Source organism: Neisseria viridiae (genome assembly GCF_962747995.1).
GTDB classification, from domain to species: Bacteria; Pseudomonadota; Gammaproteobacteria; order Burkholderiales; family Neisseriaceae; genus Neisseria; species Neisseria viridiae.
The window spans coordinates 89011-110366 of record NZ_CAUJAJ010000005.1; the positions used below are offsets into that span (position 1 = coordinate 89011).

Consider the following 21356-nt stretch of genomic DNA (forward strand, 5'->3'; position numbering starts at 1 on the left):
CTGATTTGAAATGTAGTTGTGTTACCAGCTGATATAAAACATCGCTTTTGCCAAAAAGACAATCAGCAGCATATGGGTAAAGACGACGGCGTGTATGTATTTCGACCAGCCGACCGTCAGTGTGGAACGCGCCATTTTGACGACGGCGATGGCGAAATGCGCCAACACGCTGAACGCCAACAGGATTTTCAGCGTCAGCATCGTGCCGAAGGAAGTGGCAAACGGTTCGCCCAATATAGGAAGGTAGCGGTTTGCCGCCATCACGATGCCACTGGCGAACAGCAGTCCGACCACAAACGGCATCACCCTGACGGCGCGGTAAGACATTGCCTTTTCCACTTCGCGCCGCGCCTCGCGCGACACCCGTCCCGTGTGCAGGACGGACAAAACCAGCACTTCAAAAAACACGCCGCCGACAAAGGCAATGGCGCAATACAGATGGACGATGTGCGCGACGGCATAAATACTCATACGATGCTCCAACCGGAAAACTCGGATACGGATTGTATCACTATCGCCCCCGATGTCCGCATACCGCTTCCCGTACCGCGTCGGCGATTCTCGCGCCCGCTCCGCGATGTTGTGCGATAAAGCCGTCCACGCGCGCCTGCATCCGCATTACGCCCCCCTCGTCCGATAAGGTTTTTTCAACGGCTTCCCGCCACGCGTCCGCCGACTCGACTTGAACCGCCGCACCCGATGCCAAGGCGTGCCGGCAGGCTTCGGAAAAATTGTAGGTCGAAAAGCCGAATATCGTCGGAACGCCGCAGGAAAGCGGTTCGATGATGTTCTGACAGCCCGAATCGACCAGACTGCCGCCGACAAAAGCGACATCGGCGCACAGGTAATACGCATACAGCTCGCCCATACTGTCGCCTATCCACACCTGCGTATCGGGCTCGACCGGCAAACCGTCGCTGCGGCATTGGACTTTAAACCCGAAGCGTTTTGCCGTTTCAAATGCCGTCTGAAAATGCTCGGGATGGCGCGGCACAACGACCAGCAGGGCATCGCCGCGATATTGTCGCCACGCCGCCAGCAGTTTTTCCGCCTCGTCTTCGCCCCGATAAACGCGCGTGCTGCCGCACACGGCAACCTGCCGGCCTCCGATTCGTTTTTCAAACTGCCCCGCCAGCGTTTTCATCTGTTCAGACGGCATCAGGTCGTATTTGGTATTGCCGCACACCTGCACGGATGCCGCGCCCAATTCCGCCAACCGCGCCGCATCCGCCTCCGTCTGCGCCAGACAGCCCGTCAGCGAAGCGGCTGCAGGACGGATTAGGCGGCGGACTTTCAGATAACCGTTCAGCGATTTTTCCGACAGCCGCGCATTCGCCAAAAACAGCGGCACCCCCGCGCGCCGGCATTCCTTCATCAGATTGGGCCAGATTTCGGTTTCCATCAAAATGCCGAACATCGGGCGGTGTTCGTGCAAAAACTGCCGCACCCACGTTTTTTTGTCATACGGAAGATAGCGGCATTGCGCATCGGGAAACAGAACTTGCGCGGTTTCCCGTCCCGTCGGGGTCATCTGCGTCATCAGCAGCGGCGCATCGGGAAAACGCTGCCGCAACTCGCGTATCAAAGGTTGGGCGGCACGCGTTTCCCCGACCGAAACGGCGTGTATCCAAACCGCGCCGGTAACGGGATTCGGATACGGCTTGCCGAAACGCTCGCCCCGATGCGCCCGATATGCCGGGGCACTTCCGGAGCGTTTGTCCAAATAACGCCGTATCCATATCGGCGCAAACAGCCACAATACATCATAAAGCCATTGGAACATCTTTCTATTTCCTGCAAAACAAATGCCGTCTGAACCGTTCAGACGGCATTTCGGCAACGGAATCAAATATCGTAGGTTGTCGAAGCGGTATCTCCGCCCTTGCCCGTCCAGTTGGTATGGAAAAACTCGCCGCGCGGTTTGTCGGTGCGCTCGTAAGTGTGCGCGCCGAAGTAGTCGCGCTGTGCCTGCAATAGGTTGGCAGGCAGACGTTCGGTCGTGTAGCCGTCCAAGAACGTGATGGCGGATGCCGTGCAGGGCATAGGGATGCCGCATTCGACCGCCTTGGCAACCACCTTGCGCCACGCTGGCAGGCAGTTTTCCAGAATATTTTTGAAATACGGATCCGTCCCCAAGAACACCAAATCGGGATTGTTTTCATACGCGTCGCGGATATTGCCCAAAAACGCGCTGCGGATGATGCAACCTTCGCGCCACAGCAGCGCAGTGTTGCCGTAGTCCAAATCCCAGCCGTAGCTTTCGCCCGCTTCGCGGATCAGCATAAAGCCTTGTGCGTAGGAAATGATTTTGGATGCAAGCAAGGCCTGTCTCAACGCCTCGACCCATTCTTGTTTGCCGCCTTCGACGGGCGTAACGGTTCGGGCGAACAGCTTGCCGGTCTGTACGCGCTGTTCTTTGAACGAAGAAACGCAACGGGCGAATACCGCTTCGGAAATCAGCGTCAGCGGAATGCCCAAATCCAAGGCATTGATGCCCGTCCACTTGCCCGTGCCTTTTTGCCCTGCCGTATCGAGGATTTTCTCGACCAGCGGTTCGCCGCCTTCGTCTTTATAGCCCAAAATTGCCGCAGTGATTTCAATCAGATAAGAATCCAGCTCGGTTTTGTTCCACTCGGCAAACACGCGGTGCATTTCGTCATAGGACAGCCCCAAACCGTCTTTCATAAACTGGTAAGCCTCGCAAATCAACTGCATATCGCCGTATTCGATGCCGTTGTGCACCATTTTGACAAAATGTCCCGCGCCGTCCTTGCCGACCCAGTCGCAACACGGTTCGCCCTGCGGCGTTTTGGCGGCAATCGCTTGGAAAATCGGTTTGACGGCTTCCCAAGCGCGCTTATCCCCGCCCGGCATGATGGACGGACCGCGCCGCGCGCCTTCCTCGCCGCCGGACACGCCCGCGCCGACAAACAAAATCCCTTTTTCAGCAAGGTAATGTGTCCGCCGTGTCGTGTCGGGGTAATTGGCATTGCCGCCGTCGATAATGATGTCGCCTTCTTCCAACAGCGGAAGCAGTTGTCCGATAAAGTCGTCAACCACCGAACCTGCACGAACCATCATCATGATTTTTCTTGGTTTTGCCAGCTTATCAACCAAGTCTTGCAGGGAGTACGCACCGATAATACCCGTCCCTTTTGCCGCGCCGTTTAAAAACTCGTCCACTTTATTGGTTGTCCGGTTGTAGGCAACCACCTTAAATCCGCAATCGTTCATATTCAGAATCAGGTTTTGCCCCATAACCGCCAACCCGATTACGCCAATATCGCCTTTCATTGCAGGAAGCTCCGTTATAGATTTAATTTATCGACCGCAACTCTACCCGATTTACACTTGTTTAACAATCCTTAACTTTTTAATTTTTTGAAAAGATGCCTTTACGCTTTGCTGTACCGTTTTGCTGAAGGGTTATAAATAAAATATAAAATTTAAATAATAAAACGATGATTATATTGATATGGGAAGTTTTCTGTGGGTAACTTTTTTTTATTTTTAAAATCATCGGGATTGCTGTTTTTAAAGGGTGTCGGTAAGGCGGTTTTCCTTTTGTGCATCCCTGTGGATTGTTTTTTATTGGGGATGGATTTTGTGGATAGTTTGCTTGTTGTGCAGATAACATCCCGCTTTTCTTTACCGAATGGCTGCCGGTGCCTTTAAGAACGGGAATGCTGTGGAGATTTAAGCAGGAAGTGTGTTTGGAACTTGTGGGGATAAGAAAGTGTCGGCTCGAATGTCTTTTTTTCTGCATATTGGCAGGGTGTGCATCCGAATTTGTGTATAAGTGGTGGAGAAAATGAGATTTGCTGGTAAATCTCGTAATATTTCAAAAAGATAACTTTGGGCGGGTTGTGTATAAGTAAAGTTTCGGATGGGGATACGTATATAAAAATGCCGTCTGAAGCGGGTATTTTATCGATTCAGACGGCATTTGTTTGGAAAAGGGAGCGTTATCCACATTTTTTAATGTTCAGCTCGTGAAATGCGTCGGGCAAATCATCGCTGTCGGCAAATTCCACCCATTCGTAAGCCGTTTCGTCTGCCAAAACTGAGCGCAAAAGGGCGTTGTTGATGGCGTGTCCTGATTTGTAGCCTTCAAACGCGCCGACAATCGGGTGTCCGACGATATACAAATCGCCGATGGCATCAAGGATTTTGTGGCGCACAAACTCGTCGGGATAGCGCAAACCTTCGGGATTCAGGACATCCGTGTCGTCAATCACGATGGCGTTGTTCAAATTGCCGCCTAAGCCGAGATTGTGGGCACGCATCATTTCAACTTCGTGCATAAATCCGAAAGTGCGCGCGCGTGCGATTTCGTCGATGTAGGATTTGCCAGCGAAATCGATTTCAAAAGTGGGCGAGCTGCGGTTGAAAACCGGATGGTCGAATTCGATGGTCAGGGTAACTTTAAATCCGTCATACGGTGTAAAGCGCACCCATTTTCCCGCTTCTTTGACTTCGACGGGTTTGAGGATTTTTAAAAAACGCTTTTGCGCCTTTTGGTCGACCACGCCTGCATCTTGCAAAAGGTAAATAAACGGCAGGCTGGAGCCGTCCATAATCGGGATTTCGGGCGCGTTCAGCTCAATCAGCGCATTGTCGATACCATAGGCAGACAGTGCGGACATGATGTGTTCGATGGTGCCGACGCGCACGCCTTTGTCGGTAACGATGGTGGAGGAAAGGCGGGTATCGTTGATTAAATAAGGGGTCAGCTTGATTTGTTCACCCATCTCGCCGTCCAAATCCGTGCGGCGGAATGAAATCCCGCTGTTTTCAGGTGCGGGATGCAGGGTCAGTGCGACCCGTTCGCCGGAATGCAGGCCGACTCCGGTAACACTGATGGATTTCGCCAAAGTTCTTTGCAGCATAAACCGCTTCCTTATCAATGGGGTAAGTTGGGGAATGATACGATAAAACCGGAAAAACAGGCTATGTTTTTCAATAGTATTTGCCAATACGGATGTTTTATTTAAAACAAAATGCCGTCTGAAACGATTTGTTTGTGTTTCAGACGGCATGGGTCAGGCAGCTTTATTCGTACACTTTTAACAGCTCGACTTCAAATATCAAAGTGGCGTGCGGGGGAATCACACCGCCGGCACCGTGTGCGCCGTAACCCATTTCCGAAGGGATGGTCAGCTTGCGTTTGCCGCCTTCCTTCATGCCGCCGAAGCCTTCGTCCCAACCTTTGATAACTTGTCCGACGCCGAGCGTGATGGTCAGCGGTTGGCGGCGGTCGAGACTGGAGTCGAATTTGGTGCCGTTTTCCAGCCAGCCGGTGTAGTGGACGGTGATTTCTTTACCCTTTACCGCCTCTTTTCCGAAGCCTTCCTGCAAATCCTCAATAATCAGGCTGCCCATATTTGTCCTTTCGTTGCTTGTTGGTCAAAACGGCAAGGGTAACATACCGTCCGTCGAAGTCAAATACCGCTCAAACGTCAGCCGCACCGGTGCAGTTGAAACGGCTGTGTTTGTTGGACTGTTTTATTTTTTTCGTAAAGGTTCCATGCTTTTTCATGGAAATATAGTGGATTAACAAAAATCAGGACAAGGCGACGAAGCCGCAGACAGTACAAATAGTACGGCAAGGCGAGGCAACGACGTACTGGTTTTTGTTAATCCACTATAGAAAACGACGGTGTTGATTAGGGGCTCGACCAGCGCGACCGCCCCCGATACGCCTATACTGCCCGTCAGTACATAGGTTACACTGAAGGCGGTGCTGAAATGCAGTGCGGCAAAAGTCAGGGTTTTCCGACAGGCTTCATCATAACCCTAATACTCCGGGAAAACTCAGTGGTGATCATGCTGGTCATTTGGCGGGAGATAGATTTGGCGGGGCTCCAAAGTTGGATAATCTGGTATCCCAGCTTAGCGGAGTTAATTTAAGCAATTATAAAATTCTAGAAAATGAATGGGCAAATGCATTAATGGAAAAGAAACGCGTAACGGTAAATGTTGATACACAATACAAGGGAAATAGTTTAAGGGCAGATCATTTTGTTATTCAATATGAAATTGATGGCATTAAAAAAGTTGAAAAGATTTACAACACAGGAAAGTAAAAATGAAATTTGAAGATAAGATATCAGAAATACAAAAACGTATGCTTAGCTTGGCACTTGAATTTTCAGGAGAGGGGGTTACCGCTGTCTATATATATGGTGCAAGGGAAAGAAACGTATTGTCTTTTGATGCTTTTTTTAAAGTGGATAATAAAATTATGAGAAAGGAGTCTTTTAATACAAAAGAGATTCAATGGCAGTTTCTTAATCTTGGAATGGAAGATTATTCGGAACTATGCTCTGTCTTTGCCGAGAATCATCAGGAAATTCCAACTCAGTTGAAACTCATATATGACAATGTAAATCAGAAAGCATCCGCTAATTATTCATATGAAAAATTTTTCTCGCATAGAGATGATTTAACACCGGGTAATATTTTTGAACAATGGTTTAAAGAAGAAAAGCAAAAAACAGAAAACCCGTATGGCTAATCATGATTCCATAATGCAGATTAAAGGCAGCCCGAAACCCCATTCAGGCTGTCGTTTGCATTTGGGCACGCTGGCTTTCAGCCTGCTGCTCGGTTTCGGTTCGGCTCTGATTGTGCCCGCAGCCGCAGCACGCAGGTGCAGGATGGCAGCAGCGCCGAAGCCGTCGGCAGCTCGCTGACAGCCGGCCGCCATCTCAGCATCCGTGCCACCAAAGGCAACATCGAAGCCAAAGGCGCACAAATCTCCGCCGAAGGCGATGCCCTTAAGCATCATCCTCTCCCGGATTGGACATTGACGGAGGAATGATAAAGATTATCATAAGGTTGCGCGGTTTAAATTTGCTATTTAATGTTAGTGTAAATAAATCATTTTCCAAATAAGGATAGAAGTTATGAATCATAAAAAGATCGTTGTTTTGGATGCGGATACTTTGCCCGGTCGGACTTTTCACTTCGATTTCCCGCACGAGCTTGCGGTTTACGGCACGACAGATGCCGCGGAAACGGCGGTACGCGTATGCGGTGCGCACATCGTCATCACCAATAAGGTTGTCATTTCTGCCGATATCATTGCGGATAATCCTCAGCTTGAGCTGATTGCCGTCAGTGCGACCGGCGTGAACAATATCGATATTGGGGCGGCGAAGGCGGCTGGTATTGCTGTATGCAATGTCCGCGCCTACGGAAACGAATCGGTTGCGGAACATGCCTTTATGCTGATGATTGCCTTGATGCGGAATTTGCCCGCCTATCAGCGTGATGTTGCGGCAGGATTATGGGAGAAGTCGCCGGTTTTCTGCCATTACGGCGCGCCGATTCGGGATTTGAACGGCAAAACGCTGGCGGTTTTCGGACGCGGCAATATAGGACGGACGCTTGCCCGATACGCGCAGGCGTTCGGTATGAGGGTAGTGTTTGCCGAACACAAACACGCGCCCGCTGTGCGTGAAGGCTATGTTTCCTTTGAAGATGCGGTACGGGCTGCTGATGTGTTGTCGCTGCACTGTCCGTTGAATGCCCAAACTGAAAATATGATAGGCGAAAACGAATTACAGCAGATGAAGCCCGGTGCGGTTTTGATCAATTGCGGGCGCGGCGGGATGGTGGATGAAAATGCGCTGGTTGCCGCACTCAAATACGGGCAGATTGGCGGGGCAGGTGTCGATGTTTTGACGGAGGAACCGCCGAGGAGCGGCAATCCTCTGTTGAAGACCCGCCTTCCCAATCTGATTGTTACGCCGCATACCGCGTGGGCAAGCCGTGAAGCGTTGGACAGGCTGTTCGATATATTGTTGGCGAACATTAACGCCTTTGTGAAAGGCGAGGCGCAAAATCGGGTGGTTTGATTTTATTGGGATTGCGAAAAAAATGCCGTCTGAACGCCCAAAGGGTTCAGACGGCATTTTTTTTGATATTTCTACTTAACCGACTTTGTCGCCCGGTTGCGCGCCTGCGTCGACATCAAGCAGTTTCAGTTTGCCGTCTGCCGTGGCGGCACTCAAAATCATGCCTTCGGATACGCCGAATTTTGCCATTTTGCGCGGGGCGAAGTTGGCGACGGCGATGACCATGCGGCCGTTCAATTCGGCAGGCTTTGGGTAAGACGCGGCGATTCCGGAGAAGATGATGCGTTTTTCAAAACCGAAATCGAGGTCGAATTTCAAAAGTTTGGTGCTGCCTTCGACGGCTTCGCAGTTCAATACTTTGGCAACGCGCATGTCGATTTTCATAAAGTCGTCGAAGCTTGCCTGTTCGGCAACTTTTTCGTATTGACTTTCTTCGGCGGCAGGCGCGGCTGCGGCGGCGATGCTTTGTTTGTTGGCTTCGATTAAATCGTCCACTTGTTTTTGCTCCACTCGTTGCATTAAATGTTCGTATTTGTTGATGGCGTGTTCGCCCAAGGTTTTGCGTGTATTTGCCCAAGTGATGGCTTCCAAATTCAGGAATTTGGCGGCGTTTTCGGCCACTTTCGGCAATACGGGGGCAAGGTAGGCGGTCAGCATGGTAAAGGCGTTGATGAGCTCGCTGCATACTTCGTGCAGGCGTTCGTCTTGGCCTTCTTGTTTCGCCAGTTCCCACGGCTTGTTGGCATCAACGTATTCGTTCACCGCATCCGCTAATGCCATGATGTCGCGCAGGGCGCGGGCGTATTCGCGGCTTTCGTAGCATTCGGCAATGGCTTCGCTTTGCGCAGTCAGTTTTGCCAGCAATGCGCTGCCTGAAACGTCTTTCAGACGGCCTTCAAAGCGTTTGGCGATGAAACCTGACGCGCGGGCGGCGATGTTGACGTATTTGCCGACGAGGTCGCTGTTGACGCGCGAAATAAAGTCTTGCAGGTTCAAATCGATGTCTTCGATTTTGCTGTTGAGTTTGGCGGCGATGTAGTAGCGCATCCACTCGGGGTTCAGGCCTTGTTCCAGATAGGATTTGGCGGTGATGAAGGTGCCGCGCGATTTGGACATTTTTTGCCCGTCCACGGTCAAAAAGCCGTGTGCGTACACGCCGGTCGGAGCGCGGTGGCCGGAGAAATGCAGCATGGCAGGCCAGAACAGGGCGTGGAAATAGAGGATGTCTTTGCCGATGAAGTGGTACATCTCGGTTTGGCTGTCGGCTTTGAAGTATTCGTCAAAATCGACGCCGATGCGGTCGCACAGGTTTTTAAACGACGCCATGTAGCCGACGGGCGCGTCCAGCCAGACGTAGAAGTATTTGCCCGGCGCGTCGGGAATTTCAAAACCGAAATACGGCGCGTCGCGGGAGATGTCCCAGTCGGACAGGGTGGTTTCTTCGCCTTCGCCCAGCCATTCTTTCATTTTGTTGAGGGCTTCGGCTTGCAGATGGGGCTTGCCGTCGTGCGGGTTGTTGCCAGAAGTCCATGATTTTAGGAAGTCGGCACATTCGCCCAGTTTGAAGAAGAAGTGTTCGGATTCGCGCAATTCGGGTTTCGCGCCGGAAACGGCGGAATACGGATTAATCAGTTCGGTCGGGGAATAGGTCGTGCCGCAGACTTCGCAGTTGTCGCCGTATTGGTCTTGAGCGTGGCATTTCGGGCATTCGCCTTTGACGAAGCGGTCGGGCAGGAACATTTGTTTTTCGGGGTCGAAAAGCTGCTCGATGACGCGGCTTTCGATTTTGCCGTTGGCTTTCAGCGCGCGGTAAATGTCTTGGGAAAACTGTTTGTTTTCAGGGGAATGGGTGCTGTAATAATTGTCGTAGCCGATGTTAAAACCGGTAAAGTCGGCAAGGTGTTCTTCGCGGACTTTAGCAATCATGTCTTCGGGCGCGATGCCTTGTTTTTGCGCGGCAAGCATTACAGGCGTGCCGTGGGTGTCGTCGGCGCAGCAGTAGTGGCATTCGTGGCCGCGCAGTTTTTGGAAGCGCACCCAAACGTCGGTTTGGATGTGTTCGACCATATGGCCGAGGTGGATGCTGCCGTTGGCATAGGGCAGGGCGGAGGTAACGAGGATTTTGCGTGTCATGGTTTATGCTTTTGGGGATAGATGGTAAAGGGGAATTATACCGTAAATCCGATGGATAAATGCCGTCTGAAGCCTGAAAAATCGGGCTTCAGACGGCATTTTTGCAAAACGGCGGGGTTATTCGACGGTTACGGATTTCGCCAGATTGCGCGGCTTGTCCACATCCGTGCCGCGTGCGAGGGCGGTGTGGTAGGCGAGGAGCTGCACGGGGACGGTATGCACGACGGGGGACAATTCGCCGACGTGGCGCGGCGCGCGGATAACGTGCACGCCTTCGGTGGCATTAAAATTGCTGTCGAGGTCGGCAAAGACGAAAAGTTCGCCGCCGCGTGCGCCGACTTCCTGCATATTGGCTTTGACTTTGTCCAATAGGCTGTCGTTGGGCGCGATGACGACGACGGGCATATTTTCGTCCACCAGGGCAAGCGGCCCGTGCTTCAGTTCTCCGGCAGGATAGGCTTCTGCGTGGATGTAGGTGATTTCCTTCAGCTTCAACGCACCTTCGAGGGCAATCGGGTAATGGATGCCGCGCCCCAAAAACAACGCGCTGGTTTTCTTGGCAAACTGTTGCGCCCAAGCGGCAATTTGCGGTTCGAGGTTCAAGGCGTGCTGCACGCTGCCGGGAAGCTGGCGGAGTTCTTCGGTGTAACGCGCCTCGTCTTCTTCGGAAACCAACCCGCGCACTTTCGCCAGCGTTACCGCCAAACCGAACAGAGCGACCAGTTGCGTGGTAAATGCTTTGGTCGAGGCGACGCCGATTTCCGCACCGGCACGGGTATAAAGCACGAGGCTGCTTTCGCGCGGCAGGGCGGATTCCATCACGTTGCAGATAGAAAGGCTGTGGCGGTGTCCCAAAGATTTGGCGTATTTCAAAGCCTCCATCGTGTCCAGCGTTTCGCCGGATTGGGAAATGGTAATGACCAGTTGGTCGGGGTCGGCAATCACGCTGCGGTATCGGTATTCGCTGGCGATTTCGACATCGGCCGGGATTTTGGCGATGGATTCCAACCAATATTTGGCGGTCAGCGCGGCGTAATAGGACGTGCCGCAGGCAAGGATTTTGACGCTGCGGATGCTTTCAAACACGCTTTTGGCGTTTTTGCCGAAGTTTTCGGGGATGAAGCCGCCGTCGAGGAAAACCTCCGCCGTGTCCGCAATCGCGCGGGGCTGCTCGTGGATTTCCTTTTGCATAAAGTGGCTGTACGGGCCCAGTTCCAAAGAAGCAAGGGAGAGTTCGGATACCTTGACTTTGCGTTCGGCGGACAGGCCGTTTTTATCGGTCAGCCTTTTGATGCCGTCTGAAGCCAGCAGCGCGATGTCGCCGTCTTCGAGGTACGCCACGCGGCGCGTAAAGGCGATGACGGCGGACACGTCCGAAGCGATAAAGGTTTCATCGTCGCCCAAAGCGACCAAAAGCGGGCAGCCCATACGCGCCACAACTAATTCATCAGGCTTGTCTTGGGCAATAACCGCGATGGCGTATGCGCCGTGGAAACGTTTGACCGCTTCCTGTACCGCTTCAAACAGCCTGCCGCCGTTTTGCGCGTATTCGTGATTGATGCTGTGGGCGATGACTTCGGTATCCGTTTGCGATTCAAAACGGTATCCCAAACCTTCCAAGCGTTTGCGTTCGCTTTCAAAGTTTTCGATGATGCCGTTGTGGACGACGGCAATCATCCCGCCGCTGATGTGCGGGTGGGCGTTCGGCTCGGTTACGCCGCCGTGTGTCGCCCAGCGCGTATGACCGATGCCGATGCTGCCCGCTATTCCTTTTTCGCGTGCCGCGTCCTCCATAAGCTGCACGCGTCCGACGCGGCGCACGCGTTTGATTTTGCCGTCGGTGTTGACGGCAATGCCTGATGAATCATAACCCCGGTATTCGAGGCGTTTGAGTCCGTCGGTCAGAAAATCGACGACGTTGTGATGGGCGCGGATGGCGCCGACGATACCGCACATAACTGTTCCTTAGTATCCGGTTGAAAAAAAAAAACAGGCGCGGACGGCTCCCGTGCCGCACCTTCCGCTTCGGATTATAAACCGCCTCCCGCACCGGAAAACAGCAAAATGCCGTCTGAAGGCTTGGGCTTGCTCAAAAAAAGGAGGGATTTCCCTGTCTGCCCGTGAAAGGCGTTCAGACGGCATTGCCTGCTACTAGTTTATAGTTTTTGCAAATCAATATTGACAAGCTGAAAAAAAAAAACAATATACTCGCCCGGTCTTAATGTTAACGGAGTATGGAAATGAAACAAATGCTTTTGGCCGTCGGCGTAGCGGCAGTGTTGGCGGGCTGCGGTAAGGATGCCAGCGGTTACGAGGGGTATTGGCGCGAAAAGTCGGACAAAAAAGAGGGTATGATTGCCGTCAAAAAAGAAAAAGGCAATTATTTCCTTAATAAAATCAACGTATTTACAGGCAAGGAAAAGTCTTTGCTTTTGTCTGAAAAAGACGGCGCGCTTTCGATAAACACGGGGATAGGGGAAATCCCGATCAAACTTTCCGACGACGGGAAAGAGCTGTATGTCGAACGCAGGCAGTATGTCAAAACCGATGCGGCGATGAAGGACAAAATCATCGCCCATCAGAAAAAGTGCGGACAAACGGCACAGGCATACCTCGACGCGCAAAATGCGTTGCCGTCAAACCAAACGTATCAGCAGCGTCAGGCGGCGATCGAGCAATTGAAACGGCGGTTTGAAGCCGAGTTCGATGAATTGGAAAAAGAAATCAAATGCAACGGCAGACCCCGGGCATTGTTGCTTTAGCGGAGGATAACCGGGAGGATGCCGCCGTCCGAATCGGACGTGCGGTTTCCGTACCGGTACGGGCGGGCAGGAATGTCCGCCTTTTTTTGTTCGGACGCGTTTGAATATCCGTTTGATTCCGATCGTTTGCAAGGGGGTATTTCCGTTCGGGCGGAAATCCATTCCGTCAAATAAAAAAAAGCATTTTGTCCAGTCGGCTTGTGCCGGAGGTATCGCAAAACTTCGCCTTAATGCGCCCGATTGGCCGTGATGGGCTTCAGACGGCATTGTTTGGCCGGTTTACGGGCGGTATTCGGGCTTCATGCCGTTGGGCAGGAGCTGCCAAACGTAACCTGGTTCTTTCATTTTACCTGCCGTTTCCCCTGCTTCGTTGCCGTAACCCCAGAAATAATCCACGCGCACCGCGCCTTTAATCGCGCTGCCGGTATCCTGCGCCATAATCAGGCGGTTGAGGGCTTTGCGGGTAATCGGATGGGTGGTGGCGACAAATAAGGGCGCGCCCAAGGTAATGTAGTGCCGGTCGACTGCACCGGCATATTCCCCCATCAACGGAGTGCCCAGTGCGCCGACAGGGCCGTCATTGCTGCTTCCGGCAAGCTCGCGGAAAAAGACATAGCTGGGGTTTTGCCCCAAAACTTCGGCGAGGCGTTGCGGATTTTGCCGCATATAGGCTTTGATGCCCTGCATCGAGGTCTGCCCGAGTTTGAGGTAGCCTTTGTCCGCCATATAGCGTCCGATGGAAACATAGGGATGTTCGTTTTTGTCGGCATAGCCGATGCGGATGTATTTGCCGGACGGGGTTTTCAGACGGCCCGAGCCTTGTATGTGCATAAAAAAGAGTTCGACGGGGTCTTCGGCGTAACCGAGTATGGGGGCTTTGCCGTCAAGCGCGCCGCCGTTGATTTGGTTGCGCGTGTGGTAAGGGAGAAAGCGGCTTCCTTCAAACCTGCCTTTGATTGCCGTTGTGCGCGCGGTGATGGGGAATTGGGAGAGGTCGGCGGTATGCGTGCCGCTGGTATTGTCGATTGTGCCGCTGTTTTTTCCCGTCTGCCTGATGCGGACAAAGGCTTTTCCGCCCCGCAAACCGGCAGGCAGGGGGACGGAGATAAAATCGTCGGGAATGCCGTAAATCGGGAAGCGGGCCTGTTCCGTCCGCCTGTCGTCGCCCTTCAGCACCGGCTCGTAATAGCCGGTAACCGTACCGGCAAGGCTTCCGTTGCCTGCAACCTGCCACGGCGTGAAATAGCGTTCAAAAAACTGTTTTGCCTGAAAGGAATGGACGGGGGTTTGAAAGGCTTGGGCACACACATCCTGCCAGCCTTGGCGGTTTTTCAAATTGGCGCAGCCGAGGCGGAAGGATTGCAGGCTTTTGGCGAAATCCTGCGCCGCCCAGTGGGGCAGGGACAGGTGCGGCACAACGGTATAGACGGCCCCGCCGCCGGAAACCGTCGTTCCGGCGGGGTCGGGGATGCCGGCCGGCCGGTCCGGGCCGTTGATGACGGATGTGTCGGGCTGAGGGAAGGTTTGGATGCTCCTGCTTTGGCAGGCAGCGAGGATGGCGGCGGCGATGCCGTACAGGGCGGCGCGGAACAGGTGTTTTTTCATAATGGACAATGTTGCCGACAGTAATAAAAAAGATGGTTTCGGGCGGCGTTGCGGCAGCCGGGGAGGGTGGGATTTTAACACAGGGCGCGACCGCAGCCTGTGGAACTTTCCGCCGCATGATGCTTTAGATAAAAATAGCTTGCATTTGTATTTACAGACAATAAAAATATTCCGATAATATATTATTCATCATCCTTGTTCGTTTGTATTTATGTTGGTCGCTTTTTTAATTATGCTGCGCGAGGGCATCGAAGCCGCCCTGATCGTCGGCATTGTTGCCAGCTTTTTGAAACAGTCGGGACACAGCGAGCTGATGCCGAAGGTTTGGCTGGGCGTGTTTTTGGCTGCGGCCATGTGTTTGGGTATCGGATACGGCATCCATTCGGCAACGGGCGAGATTCCCCAGAAGCAGCAGGAGTTCGTCGTCGGTATTATCGGTTTGGTGGCCGTGGCGATGCTGACCTACATGATTTTGTGGATGAAGAAGGCCGCACGTTCGATGAAACAGCATCTTCAGGATTCTGTTCAGACGGCCTTGAACCACGGCAGCGGCCAAGGCTGGGCCTTGGTCGGCATGGCGTTTTTGGCCGTGGCGCGCGAAGGTTTGGAAAGCGTGTTTTTCCTGCTTGCCGTGTTCCAGCAAAGCCCGACGTGGTCTATGCCGATAGGCGCGGTGTTGGGGCTGTTGGCGGCGGTTGTCATCGGTACGCTGATTTATCAGGGCGGTATGCGCCTGAACTTGGCGAAGTTTTTCCGTTGGACGGGCGCGTTTTTGATTGTGGTGGCGGCCGGTCTGCTTGCCGGTTCGTTTCGTGCGCTGCATGAGGCAGGCGTATGGAATGCGATGCAGGACATCGCTTTCGACACATCGAAATATTTGCATGAAGACAGCCCTTTAGGCGTGCTGCTCGGCGGTTTCTTCGGCTATACCGACCATCCGACCGAAGGCGAAGTCCTGATTTGGCTGCTGTATCTGGTTCCCGTCATGATTTGGTTTTTGCGCGGCAGTGCGCCGGCAAAAACGTTAACTAAATAAGAAGGAAGTAAAATGAGAAAATTCAATCTGACTGCTTTGTCTGTAATGCTGGCTTTGGGTTTGACCGCGTGTCAGCCGCCTGAAGCCGAAAAAGCCGCGCCTGCCGCTTCAGGCGCATCCGCTGCCGCCAATGCCGATGGTTCGGTCAATATCGGTGTGAACGATACTGCCTGCGAACCGATGGAGCTGACCGTGCCGAGCGGACAGGTCGTGTTTGATATTAAAAACAACAGCGGCCGCAAGCTGGAATGGGAAATCCTCAAAGGCGTGATGGTGGTGGACGAGCGCGAAAACATCGCCCCCGGACTTTCCGACAAAATGACCGTTACCCTGTTGCCGGGCGAATACGAAATGACATGCGGCCTTTTGACCAATCCGCGCGGCAAGCTGGTGGTTACCGACAGCGGCTTTAAAGACACCGCCAACGAAGCGGATTTGGAAAAACTGTCCCAACCGCTCGCCGACTATAAAGCCTACGTCCAAGGCGAAGTCAAAGAGCTGGTGGCGAAAACCAAAACCTTTACCGAAGCCGTCAAAGCAGGCGACATTGAAAAGGCGAAATCTCTGTTTGCCGCCACCCGCGTCCACTACGAACGCATCGAACCGATTGCCGAGCTTTTCAGTGAGCTTGACCCCGTCATCGATGCGCGTGAAGACGACTTCAAAGACGGCGCGAAAGATGCCGGATTTACCGGCTTCCACCGTATCGAACACGCCCTTTGGGTAGAAAAAGACGTATCCGGCGTGAAGGAAATTGCAGCGAAACTGATGACCGATGTCGAAGCACTGCAAAAAGAAATCGACGCATTGGCATTCCCTCCGGGTAAGGTGGTCGGCGGCGCGTCCGAACTGATTGAAGAAGTGGCGGGCAGTAAAATCAGCGGCGAAGAAGACCGTTACAGCCACACCGATTTGAGCGACTTCCAAGCCAATGTGGACGGATCTAAAAAAATCGTCGATTTGTTCCGTCCGCTGATTGAGGCCAAAAACAAAGCCCTGTTGGAAAAAACCGATACCAACTTCAAACAGGTCAACGAAATTCTGGCGAAATACCGGACTAAAGACGGTTTTGAAACCTACGACAAGCTGAGCGAAGCCGACCGCAAAGCGTTACAAGCCCCCGTCAACGCGCTTGCTGAAGACCTTGCCCAACTTCGCGGCATACTCGGCTTGAAATAAGCCTTAAGCGTTCAGACGGCATTTGGCGACAGATGCCGTCTGAAATTTTATCTGCAAAACCGGAAAGGTATTGAAAAAGGCGGAGGTTTCCGTTCCCCGCGTTCCGCTGTATCGGATACAGAGTTTAAACAAAGGATAAAACATGAGTACGAACAACCCGACACAACCGACCAGGCGCACACTCTTTAAAACTGCGATCGCAGCCGGAGCAGTCGGCGCAATCGGAGGTTATCTCGGCGGCAAAAAACAGGGCGAAACCGCCGAACGCACCGCTGAAAGCCAACACTCGCCCCAAGCTTATCCCTGCTACGGCGAACATCAGGCAGGCATCGTTACGCCGCAGCAGGCGTTTTCCATTATGTGCGCCTTCGACGTAACCGCGCAAAGTGCCAAGCAGCTGGAAAACCTGTTCCGCACGCTGACCGCCCGCATCGAGTTTCTCACCCAAGGCGGCGAATACCAAGACGGCGACGACAAACTTCCGCCAGCCGGCAGCGGCATTTTGGGCAAGGCCTTCAACCCCGACGGATTGACCGTTACCGTAGGTGTGGGCAGCAGCTTGTTTGACGGCCGATTCGGACTCAAAGACAAAAAACCGGTTCATTTGCAGGAAATGCGCGACTTCTCCAACGATAAGCTGCAAAAAAGCTGGTGCGACGGCGATTTGAGCCTGCAAATCTGCGCCTTCACCCCTGAAACCTGCCAAGCCGCCCTGCGCGATATCATCAAACACACCGCCCAAACCGCCGTTATCCGCTGGAGTATCGACGGGTGGCAGCCCAAATCCGAACCCGGCGCGATGGCGGCGCGCAATCTGTTGGGCTTCCGCGACGGCACAGGCAATCCCAAAGTTTCCGATCCTAAAACCGCCGACGAGGTTTTGTGGACGGGTGTGGCCGCCAACAGCCTCGACGAACCGGAGTGGGCGAAAAACGGCAGCTATCAGGCAGTCCGTCTTATCCGCCACTTTGTCGAGTTTTGGGACAGGACGCCGCTTCAAGAGCAAACCGATATTTTCGGGCGGCGCAAATACAGCGGCGCGCCGATGGACGGCAAAAAAGAAGCCGACCAACCGGATTTTGCCAAAGACCCCGAGGGGAATACCACGCCCAAAGACAGCCATATGCGCCTGGCGAATCCGCGCGATCCCGAATTTCTCAAAAAACACCGCCTCTTCCGCCGCGCCTACAGCTATTCGCGCGGACTCGCCTCAAGCGGACAGCTTGATGTCGGGCTGGTGTTCGTCTGCTATCAGGCAAACCTTGCCGACGGATTCATCTTCGTGCAAAACCTCCTCAACGGCGAACCGCTGGAAGAATACATCAGCCCCTTCGGCGGCGGCTATTTCTTCGTCTTGCCAGGCGTGGAAAAAGGCGGCTTCTTGGGACAAGGGCTGCTGGGCGTATAAACTTGCCTGACGGACAAATGCCGTCTGAATCCGACAAGGGGTTCAGACGGCATTTTGCTGTTTGGGCGGTCAGGCTTTTTTGACGAATTCGGATTTTGAATCAGCGGTGTAGGCATTGGTTTGTTACCTGGGCAGATTTTTTCAAAAGTGTACACTTTTGAGGTACTTTCCTTGACGGAAAGTACCTCAAGTTATAAACATACTGGAGAACAATATGAGTAAAAAAATTCCCGTATTTGTGGATATTTATTTAAACAGGTTTTCGGAAGGTTCAAACTATTGCTATGGGAATATACGCGCTGCCGACGATAGGGATGAGGAAATCGTTCGGCAATGTGTTCAAAGGATGCAAGAAGGGGGGAGCGATTTATTGTGGGAAAACCGGCTGATACGCCCCATCCCCAATGGGTCTCGCGATGCAGGGGAGGGAATGGCCCTTTTTCCTGACGAACCGCCTGTTGAGACTGACCGGAGGTGTGTGTTGGATACGGAGAAAATGTCGTTTGAGTTTGGAGGATGTGATGAATAGTTTGTCTGTTATCGGAAAAATAAAAGCCTTTATTGTTTTCTTGCTGTTGGTTTCTTCATCTGCGTATGCATCTGAATTTTCAGACAAATTTGATCTTGTGTATATAGATGGGAAAGTGGCGTGGCTTGTAGGTAAAGATATTGACTATATGGATGGGTATAGAGTGGGGGTAATGTCAATATGGGCGATGGATGATGTTAAGGAACTTGGGCTTAAGAAAGGGTGGGTTCTATTTTCTCGGATCAGGGTTAACTGCAACAGCCAAAGTGTAGGGCATGAATATATGGAAAAATTTGATATGAATGCTGCTAAAACTGTCCAAAGATACTACCCAACCCTAAAGATGGAACCGGTTGATTCGGAGGGAGCTTTGGGTAAAGTGGCTGCTTCAGTTTGCAATCAAAAAGGATAGAACCGGAATAGTTTAAAAAACAATCGATATTATCCGCACTGTGAAAACGCCGTCCGAACCTTGCCAAATGGGTTCGGACGGCGTTTCTTATTTTGGACGGTCAGGCTTTTTTGACGAATTCGGATTTTAAATTCATCGCGCTGCCGTCGATTTTGCAGCCGATGTTGTGATCGCCTTCCTGCAGGCGTATGCCTTTGACTTTCGTACCTTGTTTGATCACCATCGAGCTGCCTTTTACCTTGAGGTCTTTGATGAGGATGACGGTATCACCGTTTTGCAGCGCTGCGCCGTTGGCATCGAGCACTTCCACCGCAGGGGCGGCGGATTCGGTTTCATTCCATTCGTGGGCGCATTCGGGGCAGATGTATTGTCCGCCGTCTTCATAGGTGTATTCGGAGGCGCATTGCGGGCATGGGGGTAATGACATGGTTTGCCGTCCTTATCGGATGTTTGTTTCGGTATGCCGTCTGAAACCTGAAACCGGTTTCAGACGGCATTGTCGGGTTTTACCTGTGTTTCAAAACGGTGTCGGAACAGGGATGGGGTTGAATAAAACCATCTCGCCAAATAATCGGACGATGCCTGTCCGGCATTTCATAGGGCGACGCTTTATGTGTCGTCCTGTGTGTTGAAACGTATGGGCAAATCGGCGCAATCTTAAAACACGATCTTTGTTCGGGAACAGTAGTATTTCATTATTGTTACTTAATTACTGCTCTTTGTGTTTCTGCTATCTTTTGCCTACGACGTATTTCAGATAAACGTATTAGTCCTTTATCATTCATACATTGTTCTACTAATATTGAACCACCATTCCACATATATTTGTCAGAACATTCTTTCCACGCAGCATCTGCTTTGGCTTGACTAACATGGCTACCTCTTGCCCAGTCATCATGAGGAATGCCGCCACTCATTCCATATTCAAGCCCATAGCATCCAGATAGTATGCAGCTAGTAAACAATGTAATAGTGATTACTTTCATTTTTTTACTCCTTGTTCTTTATATTTATCAGAAATATTTGGAATACCTGTTACTTCGCTAAATTGCTTGTTTTTTCGGGACGCTTCCAGCCTTCGATGACGGTTTGGCGGGCGCGGGCGAGGGCGAGTTTGCCGCCTTCGACGTTGCGGGTAATCGCGCTGCCTGCACCTGTGGTTACTTTGTTGCCCAGTGTTACAGGGGCAACCAGTACGCAGTTTGAACCGATGCGGACTTCGTCGCCGATGACGGTTTTGTGTTTGTGCACGCCGTCGTAGTTGGCAATAATCGTACCTGCGCCGAAGTTGGTTTTGCTGCCGACTTCGGCGTCGCCGATGTAGGTGAGGTGGTTGGCTTTGGTGCCTTTGCCGATGGCGGCGTTTTTGATTTCGACGAAGTTGCCGACGTGTACGTCGTCTGAAAGGCGGGCTTGCGGACGCAGGCGGGCGTACGGGCCGATTCGGTTGTTTTCGCCGACTTCGCAGTCTTCAAGGTGGGAGAAGGGGGCGATTTTGCTGTTTGCGCCGATTTTGGTGTTTTTGATGACGCAGTTTGCGCCGATTTCGACGTTGTCGCCGATTTCGACTTCGCCTTCAAAGATACAGTTCACATCAATTACGACATCCTGTCCGTGTTTCAGACGGCCTCGTAAATCGAAACGTGCCGGGTCGCGTAGGGTAACGCCTGCTTTGAGCAATTCTTGTGCCTGTTCGGTTTGAAAGATGCGTTCGAGTTCGGCGAGCTGGAGTTTGTTGTTCACGCCGGCGGCGAGGTAGGAGGCGCGTACTTGGACGGGATGAACTTTAATACCGTCGGCAACGGCTTTGGCGATGAGGTCGGTCAGGTAGTATTCGCCTTGGGCGTTGTTGCTGGAAAGGCTGTTCAACCAAGCTTCGAGTTTGGCGTTGGGCAGAACCAAAATGCCGGTATTGATTTCTTTCACGGCTTTTTGGGCGGCACTTGCGTCTTTTTCTTCGACAATGGCGGTTACGCTGCCTTGGCTGTCGCGGATGATACGCCCCAAGCCTGTCGGGTCGTTGGGAACGTCGGTCAACAGCCCGACTTCGTTGCCTGCGGCTTCGAGCAGGGTTTTGAGGGTTTCAACGTCAATCAGGGGAACGTCGCCGTACAGCACCAGCGTGCGGCCTTCGGCGGCAAGGTGGGGCAGGGCGGTTTTGACGGCGTGGCCGGTGCCGAGCTGTTCGGTTTGTTCGACCCAGACGACATCGCGTTTGACGGTGTTTAAAACTTGGTCTTTTCCGTGTCCGACGACGACGCAGATGTTTTGCGGATTCAGCGCGGCGGCTGTGCCGATTACGCGCCCGAGCATTGTTTCGCCGCCGATTTCGTGTAAAACCTTGGGCTTTTGCGAATACATGCGCGTGCCTTTACCTGCGGCGAGGATAACGATGTTTAAAGTGTTGTGCGGCATAGCGTTTTCCTGTGC

22 protein-coding genes and 1 pseudogene are annotated in these 21356 nt (G+C 52.5%); 10 read left to right on the forward strand and 13 right to left on the reverse strand.

Annotated elements, in window-relative coordinates; all coding sequences use genetic code 11:
* Positions 1-21 precede the first annotated feature (21 nt).
* The 7 genes and pseudogenes from Q9J79_RS04870 to Q9J79_RS10445 form a co-directional block, all read right to left on the reverse strand.
* Positions 22-471, reverse strand: coding sequence for a CopD family copper resistance protein (locus tag Q9J79_RS04870; RefSeq protein ID WP_025458123.1), 450 nt, complete (start codon positions 469-471; stop codon positions 22-24).
* A 40-nt stretch (positions 472-511) separates the two neighbouring features.
* Positions 512-1783, reverse strand: coding sequence for a lipid IV(A) 3-deoxy-D-manno-octulosonic acid transferase (waaA, locus tag Q9J79_RS04875; RefSeq protein WP_301911162.1), 1272 nt, complete (start codon positions 1781-1783; stop codon positions 512-514).
* Positions 1784-1845: 62 nt separating this feature from the next.
* Positions 1846-3294 (reverse strand): decarboxylating NADP(+)-dependent phosphogluconate dehydrogenase, encoded by a 1449-nt coding sequence (gene gnd / locus Q9J79_RS04880; RefSeq protein WP_301911163.1) that lies wholly within the window; start codon positions 3292-3294, stop codon positions 1846-1848.
* A 79-nt stretch (positions 3295-3373) separates the two neighbouring features.
* Complete coding sequence (locus Q9J79_RS04885) at positions 3374-3637, reverse strand: hypothetical protein (protein WP_301911164.1); 264 nt, start codon at positions 3635-3637, stop codon at positions 3374-3376.
* Positions 3638-3965: 328 nt separating this feature from the next.
* Positions 3966-4889, reverse strand: coding sequence for a UDP-3-O-acyl-N-acetylglucosamine deacetylase (gene lpxC, locus Q9J79_RS04890; RefSeq protein WP_301911165.1), 924 nt, complete (start codon positions 4887-4889; stop codon positions 3966-3968).
* Positions 4890-5052: 163 nt separating this feature from the next.
* On the reverse strand, positions 5053-5382 hold the full coding sequence (locus Q9J79_RS04895) for an FKBP-type peptidyl-prolyl cis-trans isomerase (RefSeq protein WP_002240914.1): 330 nt from the start codon (positions 5380-5382) through the stop codon (positions 5053-5055).
* Positions 5383-5459: 77 nt separating this feature from the next.
* Positions 5460-5769: pseudogene (locus Q9J79_RS10445) on the reverse strand (DUF2061 domain-containing protein).
* On the opposite strand from Q9J79_RS10445, the gene Q9J79_RS04910 reads away from it, so the two are divergent.
* The 4 genes from Q9J79_RS04910 to Q9J79_RS04925 all read left to right on the forward strand — a co-directional run bounded on the left by Q9J79_RS04910 (position 5754) and on the right by Q9J79_RS04925 (position 7862).
* Positions 5754-6086, forward strand: coding sequence for a DNA/RNA non-specific endonuclease (locus Q9J79_RS04910; protein WP_301911166.1), 333 nt, complete (start codon positions 5754-5756; stop codon positions 6084-6086). The pseudogene Q9J79_RS10445 and the gene Q9J79_RS04910 overlap by 16 nt on opposite strands.
* A gap of 2 nt (positions 6087-6088) precedes the next feature.
* A complete protein-coding gene (locus Q9J79_RS04915) occupies positions 6089-6517 on the forward strand; it encodes a hypothetical protein (protein ID WP_002233344.1) in 429 nt (142 codons plus the stop codon).
* A 48-nt stretch (positions 6518-6565) separates the two neighbouring features.
* Positions 6566-6823, forward strand: a complete 258-nt coding sequence (locus Q9J79_RS04920; RefSeq protein ID WP_301911201.1) for a hemagglutinin repeat-containing protein — start codon at positions 6566-6568, stop codon at positions 6821-6823.
* Between the two features lie 85 nt (positions 6824-6908).
* Positions 6909-7862, forward strand: a complete 954-nt coding sequence (locus Q9J79_RS04925; RefSeq protein WP_301911167.1) for a D-2-hydroxyacid dehydrogenase — start codon at positions 6909-6911, stop codon at positions 7860-7862.
* Between the two features lie 75 nt (positions 7863-7937).
* Here Q9J79_RS04925 and metG read toward each other — a convergent pair whose 3' ends face one another.
* Both metG and glmS read right to left on the reverse strand, forming a co-directional pair.
* Complete coding sequence (gene metG / locus Q9J79_RS04930; RefSeq protein ID WP_301911168.1) at positions 7938-9995, reverse strand: methionine--tRNA ligase; 2058 nt, start codon at positions 9993-9995, stop codon at positions 7938-7940.
* Positions 9996-10112: 117 nt separating this feature from the next.
* On the reverse strand, positions 10113-11951 hold the full coding sequence (gene glmS, locus Q9J79_RS04935; protein WP_301911169.1) for a glutamine--fructose-6-phosphate transaminase (isomerizing): 1839 nt from the start codon (positions 11949-11951) through the stop codon (positions 10113-10115).
* Positions 11952-12235: 284 nt separating this feature from the next.
* Between glmS and Q9J79_RS04940 the strand changes: the two genes are divergently transcribed.
* Positions 12236-12757 carry a hypothetical protein gene (locus tag Q9J79_RS04940; RefSeq protein WP_301911170.1) on the forward strand — a complete coding sequence of 174 codons (522 nt, stop codon included), beginning with the start codon at positions 12236-12238 and terminating at the stop codon, positions 12755-12757.
* 279 nt (positions 12758-13036) lie between these two features.
* Here the strand turns inward: Q9J79_RS04940 and mltA are convergent, their stop codons facing one another.
* The gene (gene mltA / locus Q9J79_RS04945) at positions 13037-14362 is read right to left on the reverse strand and encodes a murein transglycosylase A (RefSeq protein WP_301911171.1); all 1326 of its coding nucleotides are present in this window, start codon (positions 14360-14362) and stop codon (positions 13037-13039) included.
* A 211-nt stretch (positions 14363-14573) separates the two neighbouring features.
* Between mltA and efeU the strand changes: the two genes are divergently transcribed.
* The 5 genes from efeU to Q9J79_RS04970 all read left to right on the forward strand — a co-directional run bounded on the left by efeU (position 14574) and on the right by Q9J79_RS04970 (position 18926).
* Entirely contained in the window at positions 14574-15398 is an 825-nt protein-coding gene (gene efeU / locus Q9J79_RS04950; RefSeq protein ID WP_301911172.1) for an iron uptake transporter permease EfeU, read from the forward strand.
* 12 nt (positions 15399-15410) lie between these two features.
* Positions 15411-16577 (forward strand): iron uptake system protein EfeO, encoded by a 1167-nt coding sequence (gene efeO / locus Q9J79_RS04955; protein ID WP_301911173.1) that lies wholly within the window; start codon positions 15411-15413, stop codon positions 16575-16577.
* A gap of 142 nt (positions 16578-16719) precedes the next feature.
* Positions 16720-17985 (forward strand): iron uptake transporter deferrochelatase/peroxidase subunit, encoded by a 1266-nt coding sequence (gene efeB / locus Q9J79_RS04960; protein WP_301911174.1) that lies wholly within the window; start codon positions 16720-16722, stop codon positions 17983-17985.
* A 214-nt stretch (positions 17986-18199) separates the two neighbouring features.
* Entirely contained in the window at positions 18200-18514 is a 315-nt protein-coding gene (locus Q9J79_RS04965; RefSeq protein WP_301911175.1) for a hypothetical protein, read from the forward strand.
* Positions 18507-18926 (forward strand): hypothetical protein, encoded by a 420-nt coding sequence (locus Q9J79_RS04970; protein ID WP_301911176.1) that lies wholly within the window; start codon positions 18507-18509, stop codon positions 18924-18926. Before Q9J79_RS04965 ends, Q9J79_RS04970 begins: the two co-directional genes overlap by 8 nt.
* A gap of 100 nt (positions 18927-19026) precedes the next feature.
* On the opposite strand, the gene Q9J79_RS04975 is transcribed toward Q9J79_RS04970, so the two are convergent.
* From Q9J79_RS04975 to glmU, 3 genes are all read right to left on the reverse strand, one after another.
* Positions 19027-19353, reverse strand: coding sequence for a zinc ribbon domain-containing protein YjdM (locus tag Q9J79_RS04975; protein WP_301911177.1), 327 nt, complete (start codon positions 19351-19353; stop codon positions 19027-19029).
* 274 nt (positions 19354-19627) lie between these two features.
* Positions 19628-19912: a hypothetical protein gene (locus Q9J79_RS04980; protein ID WP_301672869.1), complete on the reverse strand. Its 285-nt coding sequence runs from the start codon at positions 19910-19912 to the stop codon at positions 19628-19630.
* Positions 19913-19961: 49 nt separating this feature from the next.
* On the reverse strand, positions 19962-21341 hold the full coding sequence (glmU, locus tag Q9J79_RS04985; RefSeq protein WP_301911202.1) for a bifunctional UDP-N-acetylglucosamine diphosphorylase/glucosamine-1-phosphate N-acetyltransferase GlmU: 1380 nt from the start codon (positions 21339-21341) through the stop codon (positions 19962-19964).
* Positions 21342-21356: the final 15 nt, after the last annotated feature.